The organism is Prolixibacter sp. SD074 (assembly GCF_009617895.1).
Taxonomy (GTDB): domain Bacteria; phylum Bacteroidota; class Bacteroidia; order Bacteroidales; family Prolixibacteraceae; genus Prolixibacter.
In genome coordinates, this window is sequence record NZ_BLAW01000001.1 from 3,426,457 (window position 1) to 3,439,123 (window position 12,667).

Here is a 12,667-nt window from a genome sequence, read left to right on the forward strand (position 1 = left end):
TTACTTTGTTAAATTTTTACCATCACTGTTGTTAATCCTCCTAATCTTGATCCTGCAAGGGCAACAGCTTCGTTTATCTCGTCCAGTGAAAAGGTTTTTACATCAAACAAATTTAAATTCAGCAAACCGGATTGAGCCAGGCTAACCATTTCGTTTGCTTCAAAATTATGAAACCATAATGACCCGGTTAACTTTATTTCAGTTCCTAAAAGAAAACCGTAAGGAATATTGATATTTCCGGTTGCCCCGCCAACAAATACAGCAGTCCCTCCTTTTTTAACTGCATATAAGCATTGATGAGTCGACTGCGTATCAACGTATTGAAGGCAATCAACAAATGACCCGGCACCTTTCCCGTTTGTCAATTCTCTTATCTTGCCGGTCACTTCCCCATCCAGGAGTGACAAGGTGGAAATAACCGACGGGTTAATCTGCCTGATTTTTTCCAACCTCTCTTTTTTATTGGCTACAGCAATTATTTTTACCGCACCCATAGCTAAAGCAAGCAGCACAGCGCTTGTACCGACGGTTCCGGTAGCGCCGTTGATCAAAACGGTTGAGCCGTAATGAACATTTGCAGTTTTCAAAGCCTGATAGGCTGTTCCCAGGTAACCAATACGGACTGCCTGTTCAAGAGGAAAATTATCCGGTAAGATTGCCACATTTGTCGAGGGCGCTTTTACATATTGAGCAAAGCCGCCTTGATATTCATCTAAAAGACGGACGTTGTTCGGATCAAAAGTGAACATGCCCTGGAAAGCCATCGAATCACTCAATCCTTCCCGGCCCATTAATGCGTATTCATCCGTCTTATCATAAAGGATCGAATTGACCCATACTTTCTGACCTTCTTTTAATCCTCTTACCTTGTTTCCTAATTTAGAAATGATTCCAACAGCATCGGAACCAAAAATAGCCGGTAAGGCAGGGCGGATAAAATTTCCGCCCGGATTTAGAATATCATTCATTGATGGCGCTACAAACGTAGCTTTCACTTCTACCAACACATCGTCATCCGATAATTCCGGTATCTGAACCTCTTCTATTACAAGAGGTTTCCCCAATTCATATAAGCGTGCTGCTTTCATTGTTTTTTTCATATTTATACTCCTTGGCGTTTGTTTTATTTTTTGAAATGTGTTTCTGTACTTAATTTTTTCCTTATTTTATAATGTTCTTTTAACGACTCCTTTTATTTCCTCATTATTCAGGAATCTCTTCACATTTTCTGCTGCTTTTCCTGCCCCTTCAATCATAATATTTTCGGCAATAGCTGAATTGTGGGGTGATCCGATGAGATTGGGCAATTCAAAAAAGGGATAATTGATTTTGAACTGTCCAAACTTAAACGGCTCGATCCACCACGCATCAATTCCGGCTGAAAAATCGGGGTGGCCCTTCAAATGTTCATATAAATCTTTTTCTTTAATAACCGGCCCCCTGGCAACATTAATCAATATGGCATCATTTTTCATCAGCTCTAATTCCCTTTTCCCGATTAATCCTTCTGTTTCGTCTGTCAGGGGAATGGAAATGACCACAAAATCGGAATGAATTAAGAGGTGATCCAAATCGTCTAATGTGCCAATAAAATCAACATTTTCAGTTGTATTTCCGCTTGTGTTTAATGCCATTACTTTCACATCAAAACCACGCATCAATTTTGCAACTTCTTTTCCAATTGAACCGAAGCCGATAATTCCGAGCGTTGCTCCCTTAACCTGCCTGGTAATACTTTTCAGTTGTTCAAATTTTCCTTCTGCCATGCGGTTATGATACAAGCGCAATTTTTTTGCCAGTGTAAGAATCATTGCAACCGTATGTTCAGCCATCGGTGTTGCATAAGCGCCCTGGTTCGCTGCAATTAAACATTTGTCCGGAAACATATCGAATTCCAGGTGATCATAACCGGCAGACAATAGTTGAATAAGATGAAAATTACGGAACAGGCTTTTATTAAACTTTTCTAATTCTTTTGTCGGGTTCCACGCAATGATTATGTCACTTTCCAATAATATTTTTTCTTTTTTAGCTGTTTCTGTATAATCATCTAAAAAAGAAATCACATGTTCCTGGAAGAAGTTCCTGTAAAATTCTTTTTCTTTTTCGTTGGCTTTATATGTCACTAAAATCTTTTTCATTTGTGGTAATTTTGAAGGAGATTTATCAATTGATTATGAAGTTTTACATTTTGGGCCACCTTAAAGAGGGATAAAAGATACAGGTAACTTTGTCCTGCTTTTTGCCGCAGCTTCTGGATTGCAGCCGGAACGGGTGGTTCCTGTTATAATTCCAATTTTCAACATAGTCCGTTCTCTTAATAAATATAAACATCATATATTGAAACATGTTCACGAATAAATTTAATCCAACTGGGTATAACCTGGGTTAAAAACCCTGTGAAACCCAAACAGGGGGGAGCATTTATTTTATCCGTACCGCTCTTTCAGGGAAAGATGGAAACACCATCTGAACAATTTACAATACACTAACCGAAATGTGAAAAACGTAACGGCATCCGGCTGGGATACAGAATTTTATGATAGTAAGATGATAAGTTGGGATAAGACTTCCCTGGAAAAGGTTTTTTTATTTCATGGAAAGGCTGTAACGATTAATCAGTTCATTCAACCGGTCATCGAGTTCTTTGCTCAAATCATCCTGTTTGTATTGTTTGGCAATGTGTACACAGTTGGACAGAATGGCCAGTTGGCGTTGCCTTTCCCGGTCAAGCCCATCGGAAAGATAACTCGGGAGGTTGACGTAATAGTTCAGGCGTTCGAGTGTCAGATGCGCCAGTTTCCTGATGATGGCATTCGCTTTTGCCGGAGCATTTGCTTTGTAATAGGTCTTCGCAAGATCAAAGTCTTCGTAACCGTATGGAATATTCCGGTTGGGGAAAGTAGCCACGCACCGGTCAAGTACGTTAATGGCCGAATCTCGTTTTCCCTCGGCCAATAATGCCTGGGCCAGCCTGTTAAAAGTAGGTTTGGCATCGATGATTTTTACTTCTTTCACGTTATTGTCATCCACCCAGATGGTTGTATCACTGATATTTCCCCAAGTGAATTTCCCCATCAGATTATGGTATAAAATACGACTGTTGGCACGGCCAAGAGAAATTCCGTCAGAAAGTGTTTTGATAGGCACAAGCCGGTAAGCCAATCCTTCCAGTTGCAGATAATCCTGAAGTCCCAACTTGAGCGACTGGACGGCACTGAGATCAAAATAAATTGGGCAGCTCCAGTTACCGGTGGCAATCATATCCATGACAGCAAAGTCACTTTTGGATAAACTACTGGCACCTATGTGAAAGGTAACGGTGTCGGCAATATCCGAAGCATCTTCCGGGGCTACCGTGCCATTCTTAAGTACCTTTTGCTTATTGATGGGCATATAAAGCCTATTTCCCGGGAGGAAATCGAGTTTATTGCCATTTTGCATGGAAAGCTGTGAGCGTGGATTATCGCTGGCGATGAAATCAATTGCATCTTTCAGCAAAACCGGTTTATCAATTTTGGGAACTACCGGAATATAATCCCGCTTGCCCATCCGATAGGTATCATCTTTTAACGAAATGGGCAGCGGGGCGGAATCATAAGCCTTCGATTTCATTTCAGTAATGTACCAGTTCATTCCCAACAGGCTCAGGTTGCAAATCCGTACATCGGGACGAACACCTTCTACATCCTGCACATACCATAAGGGGAACGTATCGTTGTCGCCATAGGTAAACAAGATGGCGTTTGGAGCACACGATTCGAGGTAATCGCGGGCGTAATCGCGGGCCATATATCGGTTGGAGCGATCGTGGTCATTGTAATTCTGAGCAATCAGAATCACGGGCACAACCATGGCTACCGCCGTTACCAACCAAGGTAAACCTTTCATCCGGAGGCGCCGTGACAGTAAGTCATAGAGCCCGATCACGCCAATTCCTATCCAAATTGCGAAGGCGTAAAACGATCCCACGTAGGCATAATCCCGTTCACGCGGCTGGAACGGTGTCTGGTTGAGGTAAACCACAATGGCCAGTCCGGTAAAGATGAATAGCAGGAAGACAACCCACCAGTCCTGCCGGCCACGCTTGTTGTGTGAATACTGGAAAATAAAACCAAGTAATCCTAACAAGAGCGGTAAAAAGTAATATCGGTTTCGTGCCTTGTTGTTTTTCAAATCGGAAGGGAGATCATCCTGTGGCCCCAGACGCATATCATCCAGGAAATTGATGCCACTAATCCAATTCCCATGGACAACGCCTCCGTAACCCTGAATATCGTTTTGACGGCCTACAAAATTCCACATGAAGTAGCGGAAATACATGAAGCCCGTCTGATAGCTGAAAAAGAAGCGCAGGTTATCACCGAATGAAGGTTTTTTGCGCATTTGTGTTTGTCCGTTATTGTTAACGGGCAATGCTGTTCCGTCGGTGCCTCCCCAGGTTTGGTACGCCTGAATATGGGTGGGCACATTGCTGTACATGCGTGGAAAGACAGTCTTAAAACGGCGGTCGTATTCGTAGGCAGGGAAAGGGATTACTTCTTTGTATTTACCATTTTCCTGTATGGTTTCGGTCTTGCCTTCCCGTTCATCTACTACCGGAGCATTATAATAGCGGCCATATAGCAGCGGACGTTCTCCATATTGTGTCCGGTTAAGGTAACTTTCCAGTGAAAATACGTTATCCGGATTATTCTCGTCCATCGGTGGGTTAGCGCCTGAGCGAATGATAATCAGTGAGTATGATGAGTAGCCAATGATGAGCATGAGTACGCTCAGTAAAATGGTGTTGGCCAGAAATTTCTTTCCCCGGTAGGTATAGTAAATACCATATGCCAGGCCGGCAACGATTATCGCAACGAAAATCAATAATCCGGAATTGTAGGGCAGATTCATGCCGTTAACGGTTACCAGCTCGAGCCAACCAGCTATTTTCGGTACCCCGGGAATAATTCCCCACATAATGGTCCCCAAGATAGCCATCGCCACCAGCAGGGTAATGATGAATCCTTTTCGGGAAGTTTGGTATTTTCTGAAATAGAAGATGAAGACCATCGCCGGAATCGCCAGCAGGTTCAGCAAATGCACACCAATAGACAGTCCCATCAGGTAGGCAATTAGCACAATCCAACGGTTGGCACGCGGCTGGTCTGCTTCTTCTTCCCACTTGAGGATGGCCCAGAAAACAATGGCTGTAAAAAAGGAAGAAAAGGCATAAACCTCGGCTTCGACCGCCGAAAACCAAAATGTATCGGTGAAAGCGTAGGCCAGCGCTCCAACAAGTCCTGAGCCAAGCACTAAAATCTGTTCATTGCTTTTTAGCTCCTTCGGATTGGGCATCAGCATACGTGCCAGGTGGGTAATGGTCCAAAAGAGGAACATGATGGTTGCCCCGCTGACGAGTCCTGAAAAGCTGTTGACAACATGAGCAACTTCGTCCGGGCCGGATGCCAACAACGAAAAAATACGTGCAACCATCAGATAAAGAGGTGCTCCCGGCGGGTGGCCGATTTGTAATTTATACGAGGCGGCCAGGAATTCGCCACAATCCCAAAAACTAACGGTGGGCGCTAATGTGAGAAGGTATACTGTGGCGGACAAACCAAATATAATCCAGCCCAGTACAATGTTTTTTTTATGAAAATCGGACATGTTGTCTATTTGCTTTGCCGTAAATATAAGCTTTTCGGGAGCAAAAATTTAAATGAAAACATTTGTAGAAAGAAAAATCTTTATAATTTTGCACCCGTCCTAAAAAGATAGGATAATGAATGATTGACCCGTGGTGTAATTGGCAACACATCTGATTTTGGTTCAGAAGAGTCCAGGTTCGAGCCCTGGCGGGTCAACAATTATTGCCCTGTGGTGTAATTGGCAACACGTCTGATTCTGGTTCAGAAGAGTTCAGGTTCGAGACCTGACAGGGCAACATCCAAGGGATGCTTTCAGGCAAGCCCTTTTTTTATGATGTATGGGGAATGTGATGGAGATGATCATTTTCGGTGAGCGTGTTGTGTTGGTTAAGTAGCATAAGTTACCTGTTTTTGGGAATTGTTTCCATACTAAAAAGACCAAATCCTTACATCAACAAGTAGCAGGATGAATAAAAACCAAAGGTTTACATATAGGAATAGCGTGTAACCGTCGATGTGTGGTTTCCGGACAACAAACCGTTCTGATGTTCCACCAGGCGTAACTCACCGTCGGAGTTATAATGAAAGAACTCCTGTTTGTACACCGCACCCGTATGATCGGAGTACTTCATCACCGACTTGCGTTGGTTGCTGTCATACTTATATTCAATCCACGACATGACGTACTCCGACGGGGTAAAACGGGTTACATTATCGAGGTTGCCGTCCCTTTTGTATTCGTAGGCATCGTAATAAAGCACTTCGCCTGCCCGGTAAAATACCTTTCGTTCAAGCTGGTCTCGTCCATAAATGTATTTCACATCCAGCAAACGTTCTCCACCTGGAAGAACAATGTACTCAGACTGAAGCTTATTGTCTGCATATTCAAATTCGCGGGTTGAGACTAGTTGGACCCCGGAAGGATTGATGGTATCATGTTGATATTTGAGTGCTTTTAATGTTCGTCCTTCCCCATCATTTTGGAAAACGGTTTCTCTGGCCAACATGCCTGTTTTTGCATCGTAATACAATTTCTTGTCCAGGTATCCCTGATTGTCGTATTCGTAGGCAATTACTTCTTTAGGAAGAAGGGCATCCATGTTGGGATATAACTCCTCCGATACAATGAGTGAAGTGTTGTTGGGTGAGTTTGACAGCAGTTCATTGTCATTCATGGTACAACTTCCCATCATCAATAGAAGAATGGCGCCGGGAAGCAGCGATATATATGCAAGTATTTTTTTCATTCGAATAGCACACCTATTTTCTTTTAGACGAAATTGATTAACCAAAGGTTTACAAATCTTTCCAAGATATCCGAAGGCTTTGATTCAAACCACTTGTTCTTAGGCAGATAGGATGTCAGGAATTTTCAGGTGCCGTTGAGGCTAACTGTTTGATTTACGTTATGATTAGTTTCATCCTTAAAAATCGGGGCAAAGTAAATGGATAATTTGGAATATTAGGTATCGAAACGAATAAAGTTTGCTTAGAATTACCTTTTGATCAAATAGGCGAGTGGGATTTTGCAAACTATATGTTAACGAACCATCGCGTTGAAAGAATCCCAAAAAGCCTTGTTGTAGGGTTTATCAACAAAATATTCCCGTTCGGAAAGCATCTTCGGATGAGCCGTTTCGATAACCGACGGGAGTAAATAAGTTTGATATACAATCGTTTCCTTATTCCCCGTTTTTGGATTTAACCAGACATTTTGGCGCGTAGCTTTGGTGAATCCCAGGGTGAACTTATTCTTGTTCTTCCGATAGGTGGTTGTAAAATTATAATGAATTTCGACTGGTTTTAAATTAGCGTTTCCGGTTGCGGCAAACGAGCGTCCCTGGCGGCTATAGTTGGAAGCTGTAATCCAGGTTTCATTTTTCACTACAGCATAATTCGACTTACTGATATAAATTCTCCCCTTGTATGATGTTGCATAAAAATCGCCTGTGTGGCTGATGTCAGGATGGTTCAGGGTATAATTAACCACCCAAACGGAATCGCCGTTGAATCCCGTCATTTGGTCGAGCGTCAAATCATAGTCGTGGAGGAATTTGGCGTTCAATACTCCCGAACGGGTTCTGACGATATCGTAACTCAGCAATTCGTCCATCTGGGTCATTCCGTCGGCCAGCGAGGAAAACGGAGTGTTGGTCCGTACTTCCATGAACCGGTAGTTGATATCCTCCTGCTCTTGAGCCGGTGTTTCGCGCACATAACCTGTTTTGTCGGAAATTTCAACCGCAGCTTCGCGATGATGAATCAGGTTCCCGTCTTCGGTGATGTCGTTCCGGTAATACGCCTGGGAACTTAAAGGTCCCTGCAAATAATTATTTTTAATTTTCTTTGAGGCTTCGCGAAGAATCCGGTAGAGGACGAGCGACTGAGCGCTGATGTCGACATCTTCGATTTTGTATGATTGCGGTTCCATCCGGAGAACAATTGCATTCCCTGAATTAATCGCGGTAACCGCTTTTTTTATTGTTTGGTAACCCACTGCCGATGCATACAGGTATCCATTTTTCTCCGATGCGGGTACTTTAAATTCGAACTGCCCCGAGGCATTACTGGCCGAGCCCAGAAAGGTCCCTTCAATACCGATATTGGCATACTGAACCGGTTTGCCGGTGGCATTATCAACGACAATGCCTTTGATGGTGTTCATATTGGTATCCTGGGCAACTAATATTCCCGGAAGGAAAAGGGCAATAATGACGGCGGTTATTTTGTAATTCATACTATCGGTTTTTTCTGAAATTTTGCTGGTGTAAAACGCACTTCTTTTTCTTTCGATGCTTATCAGCTTATATATTTCCACGTTAAGATGATTCCGGCTGGTCGCATCACATCCCGTAAAGATAAACATTTCGGTATGCTTCCGGTTTAATTTTGGAAACAAAGGCAGCTTTAATTTCCTATATTTGTTAAGTCAAAAAAGAAAAACCAGGAACCAGAAACCAGCCTGTTCGGGCTAACAGCGTCTCTGTTTTATCAGCGAAAAACAATAAGCATATGAAATATCGCCAACGTCTTTACCTTTTCAGCCTGATTGCCGTTTTACTTCTGGGCCAATCGTGTGTGTCGAAAAAAAAGTACCTCGAAATGGAACAGGGAAAAATCAGGGCTTCCCGCCGGGTGGTTGCTTTAACTACCACCGTTGATTCGCTCAATCATTTGACCGCCAACATCCGTTCCGAATTTAATAAAATGCAGAATGAGTTGCGGCAGAGCAATGCCGTGAAAGACACCTATATCGACTCGTTGAGCGTGATAATCAATAGCTTATCATCGAATGTGGCCAGGGCTAATGCCGACATGTCGGATAAGATTTACGTTTTCGAGACCGAGAAACGGCAGTTGAAGGCTGCCATCGAGGAGCGTGACCAACAGATTAACGATTTGAATAACCAAATCAAGGCTGGCGAATCACAAATTAAAGAGTTGAATAAAGAGTTGGGTGATCTGCGGTTTGATTTAAGTAAGCAGAAAGACGCAACACAGGCGAAGGTGAACCGGATAGAGGTTATCCGGAACCAGTTGAATGAAACCAAGGCTGAATTGAAAAAAGCTCAGTCGGAGATAGCTTCGATGCAAAGTGAGATAGATAAGAAGGATGCCGAGTTGAAGAAGTTGCACAACAATGTGAAGTTGTTGAAAAGCGAACTAACGAAATAATATTCCCGGTTAACCGGAAAAAAATGATGCCCTTTTTGTCGAGGGGCTTCTGTTATTATCCGATTTGCGGCAAACTGATGCCGGTAATCTTCCGGTACAGGTCAAGCGCAAACGGGTCGGTCATCCCGGAAACGAAGTCAATAACCGATTGGATTTTCCCGTAGGTCGAGTGCTCGTCATTCCGGTATTGTTCAGGAATGATGGAGAGCAATTTTTTCGACAGTGGATTCTTTTCGTGCATAATGGCCTGGGTGAATTCGTCCATTAATGTTCCCAGGATTTTATAACCGGCAATTTCAATCTGAACGACAGAGCGCTCACTGTAAATCCGGCTCACCGATACCTTCTTGATATGGTCCATCGCTTTTGCGGAAGTGCCGGCCAGGCGTTTGAAAAGCGAACCGTCAAAATTTCCGGACAAAATGTTGTCGTGGTTTTCCATGAAAATAGTGGCACATTCCCGGACCAATTGTCCGATGACTGTTGCGCGAAGGTATGCTATTCTTTCGTTGCGGTCGGTCACCGTTTTGAAGTTCCGTAGAATGGGTTTCCGTGTCTTTTTATCTTCTTCGGAAGAAAAAAATGCCATGAGTAAATCTTCTGTCTCCTCGTAAGTCAGAATCTTTAGTTTGTGTGCATCTTCCACATCCATCACCTGGTAGCAGATATCGTCAGCTGCCTCCACCAGGTACACCAGCGGATGGCGGGCAAATTTTCCCGGCTCATCCTTATTTTCGGGTAATCCCAAATCAGAAATGATGCGTTGAAAAGTCTCCTTTTCACTCTGGAAATAACCGAATTTCTGTTTCCCGCCAGCCAGATACGACGGGAATGGATATTTGATAATGGACGCCAGCGTAGTATAGGTGAGCGCAAACCCTCCGGCACGCCGGCCTTTAAACTGGTGGCTGAGAATGCGAAAAGCATTGGCGTTTCCTTCGAAAAGGGTCAGGTCGGCCCATTCTTCCGTTGTCATTTTTTCACGGTAGTTTTGGCCTTGCCCATCCGTAAAATAATTGGCAATAGCTGATTCGCCCGAATGGCCGAAAGGCGGGTTGCCTAAGTCGTGCGCCAGGCAAGCCGATGATACGATGGGACCAATTTCAGGAAGCAGCTCCCTATGTTCGATGTCCGGGCGTTTTTCGAGTTCGGTGGCTACCATATTTCCCAGCGAGCGTCCAACGCTGGCTACTTCCAGCGAATGCGTCAGACGGTTGTGAACAAAGATACTTCCCGGTAAGGGAAAAACCTGTGTTTTATCCTGGAGACGGCGAAAAGGGGATGAGAAGATAATGCGGTCGTAGTCGCGCTGAAATTGCGAACGGGCATCGTGAATTTCATTGGTGTGCCTTTCCTCAAGTCCCAGCCGTTTGGCCGAAAGTAACTGATCCCACTGCATCATTTTGCTGGCTGTTTAAAATTAAGACGTTAAAGTTCTCTGTTTTTTTTTGAAACCCTACAATCAATTGGTGAAAAATCGGGGGTGATAGTTTTTCAGCTCCTTCTCCATTGTTTTTGCTTCGGGGAAAAAGCGTTGCATGGCTGCTTTGAATTCCTGGCCGTGATTGGGAATGACGGTATGTACCAATTCATGCACAATTACAAAATCGATAAACGGATCGGGGAGGCGCATCAGGTGCAGGTTCAGGTTGATATTGCCTAAACTCGAACAGCTTCCCCAGTTGCTTTTGTTGTTTTTAATGAAAACCCGGTTGTACCGGAAATGCAGTTGTTCCGCCAATTCTTTGGTGCGTTTGGGTAAATATAGCCTGGCCTCCTTGCGTAATAGTTCGGTTAGTACATTTGTAATAGCCTCCTGCAATCCCTGGCTATCGGGCGATCGATTTTCCGGGAACTCCAGGACACAGCGATTTTCCGGAAAAGAGATAATCAACCGGTTGCCGGTCCTTTTCGACACGGCCAGTTCATAGGTCTTGTATCGCGTTTGGAACAATACGCCGGGTTGAAACGAATTTTGTCGCAGAGGATGATTTTGGTAGTGGGCCAGCGTATCCAGAACCCACTCTTTCCGCTTCATCAAGAAGGAAATCCCCGATTCGTAAGAGGCATACCAGGGCATGCTGACCCGCACTTCACCGGAAGGTTTAACGGTAATGCGCAGTTGTTTTGAGCGTTTATTCTTGACCAGTTTGACCTGCCCGATGTCTTCAACCGAAATCCATTTCTCTTTCATGCAAGTATTTTCTAATCCTTTATTTTTGTCGGCGCGTGATGGCGTTTAAAGCTTTTCCGGATCCAGCCGGGCAGAATCACTGCACCGATAAAAAGATACGGATAATAGCTCACAAACCGCCAGATGATGGCCATCAAGCTGGCGAAACCTGTGGGAATGAAGACATCCATGTATTGCAGGAAAACCACTTCGGAGAAGCCGGTTCCGCCGGGAGTTGGCATCACCATCATCATAATCCACATGATGAGCTGACGGGCAAAGATGTGAATTTGTTGGCCGATGGATACAATATCCTGATTCAATTGTCCTTTCAGTCCGAAGAACAGGGCGAGAATGAGAAAGTTAGCCACCCAGTAACGGGAAGTCCAGGAGAAAAAGGTAGCCGTAAAACTTTTTAACCAGAAGGAAAGGGGTTTAGCTGTCAACTCTTTTGAAGCCATGGCAATTTCATCTCCGGAATCCAGGGCACCTTGTTGCCAACGTTTCAGAAACGGTAAACGGAAAACAACCGCAATAAGCTTTTTAATGGCTTTTGGATTGATGAACAATCCGTAACTAACCAGTGAGATGATGGTTAGTTTGACTCCGTATCCGGCAATGGCAAACCAAAAAAACTGGTTGCGAAAAATTGAAGCAGGATCCCCCGGCGTTACTTCGAACAATTGCTGCCAACCACCCAGCCAGATAACGAGAGGAAACATCAGGATGAAATAGAGCTCATCGAGGAAAAAAGTGGCCAGTACAATAGCCGAGCCTTTCCCAATCGAAAGGCCCTCTTTATATAAAAACAGTAAAGCAACCGATGTTCCGCCAATGGCCGAAGGGGTTACCGATGACGCAAACTCCCATAGGAAAGTGATGCGTACGGACTGAAGAAGAGAAAGTTGCTTGTCGGAAAGAATGCGTAGGCGGATAATGTAACCGATGTCCCGCATCAGGACCATAGCCAGAACGGCAAACAACCAACCGGCCATTTGACGATTGAAATGTAAATCAGATAATGAGGGAGGCGTTTCTTCCACTGCTACGATGTAAATTCCCACAGCCACACTAATAATGAGCGGTAGGATAACTCTCGCTGGATGAACCTCTTTTAATATTTTATGTTGCTCTTTTCTCATGAAATGCCAGGTGAGGATTTAGTTTTGGAAAGGGTAAAATGTTA

Annotated in this window: 9 protein-coding genes and 2 tRNA genes; 3 read left to right on the top strand and 8 right to left on the bottom strand. The window is 44.0% G+C overall.

All coding sequences use genetic code 11. The annotated features are described in order from the left end of the window. Positions 1-8 precede the first annotated feature (8 nt). The 3 genes from GJU82_RS14690 to GJU82_RS14700 form a co-directional block, all read right to left on the bottom strand. Positions 9-1,100: an alcohol dehydrogenase catalytic domain-containing protein gene (locus GJU82_RS14690; RefSeq protein ID WP_153632838.1), complete on the bottom strand. Its 1,092-nt coding sequence runs from the start codon at positions 1,098-1,100 to the stop codon at positions 9-11. Positions 1,101-1,166: 66 nt separating this feature from the next. After that, entirely contained in the window at positions 1,167-2,141 is a 975-nt protein-coding gene (locus GJU82_RS14695; protein ID WP_153632839.1) for a 2-hydroxyacid dehydrogenase, read from the bottom strand. Positions 2,142-2,589: 448 nt separating this feature from the next. Beyond that, positions 2,590-5,652, bottom strand: coding sequence for a DUF2723 domain-containing protein (locus GJU82_RS14700; RefSeq protein ID WP_153632840.1), 3,063 nt, complete (start codon positions 5,650-5,652; stop codon positions 2,590-2,592). Between the two features lie 124 nt (positions 5,653-5,776). Here GJU82_RS14700 and GJU82_RS14705 point away from each other — a divergent pair. Together GJU82_RS14705 and GJU82_RS14710 are read left to right on the top strand one after the other, a co-directional pair. Further along, positions 5,777-5,849, top strand: a tRNA-Gln gene (locus GJU82_RS14705). 7 nt (positions 5,850-5,856) lie between these two features. After that, positions 5,857-5,929: transfer RNA gene (locus GJU82_RS14710), tRNA-Gln, on the top strand. A 189-nt stretch (positions 5,930-6,118) separates the two neighbouring features. Here the strand turns inward: GJU82_RS14710 and GJU82_RS14715 are convergent. Together GJU82_RS14715 and GJU82_RS14720 are read right to left on the bottom strand one after the other, a co-directional pair. Then, positions 6,119-6,880, bottom strand: coding sequence for a hypothetical protein (locus tag GJU82_RS14715; RefSeq protein ID WP_153632841.1), 762 nt, complete (start codon positions 6,878-6,880; stop codon positions 6,119-6,121). Between the two features lie 293 nt (positions 6,881-7,173). Next, entirely contained in the window at positions 7,174-8,370 is a 1,197-nt protein-coding gene (locus GJU82_RS14720) for a carboxypeptidase-like regulatory domain-containing protein (protein ID WP_194831070.1), read from the bottom strand. A gap of 275 nt (positions 8,371-8,645) precedes the next feature. Here GJU82_RS14720 and GJU82_RS14725 point away from each other — a divergent pair, with 275 nt between their 5' ends. Continuing rightward, positions 8,646-9,308, top strand: a complete 663-nt coding sequence (locus tag GJU82_RS14725) for a hypothetical protein (protein ID WP_153632843.1) — start codon at positions 8,646-8,648, stop codon at positions 9,306-9,308. A 55-nt stretch (positions 9,309-9,363) separates the two neighbouring features. Here the strand turns inward: GJU82_RS14725 and GJU82_RS14730 are convergent, their stop codons facing one another. From GJU82_RS14730 to GJU82_RS14740, 3 genes are read right to left on the bottom strand one after another with little or no spacing between them, the layout of a single operon-like run. After that, a complete protein-coding gene (locus tag GJU82_RS14730) occupies positions 9,364-10,710 on the bottom strand; it encodes a deoxyguanosinetriphosphate triphosphohydrolase (RefSeq protein WP_153632844.1) in 1,347 nt (448 codons plus the stop codon). A gap of 60 nt (positions 10,711-10,770) precedes the next feature. Next, a complete protein-coding gene (locus tag GJU82_RS14735) occupies positions 10,771-11,502 on the bottom strand; it encodes a M48 family metallopeptidase (protein ID WP_153632845.1) in 732 nt (243 codons plus the stop codon). An 11-nt stretch (positions 11,503-11,513) separates the two neighbouring features. Then, positions 11,514-12,623: a lysylphosphatidylglycerol synthase transmembrane domain-containing protein gene (locus GJU82_RS14740; RefSeq protein ID WP_153632846.1), complete on the bottom strand. Its 1,110-nt coding sequence runs from the start codon at positions 12,621-12,623 to the stop codon at positions 11,514-11,516. Positions 12,624-12,667: the final 44 nt, after the last annotated feature.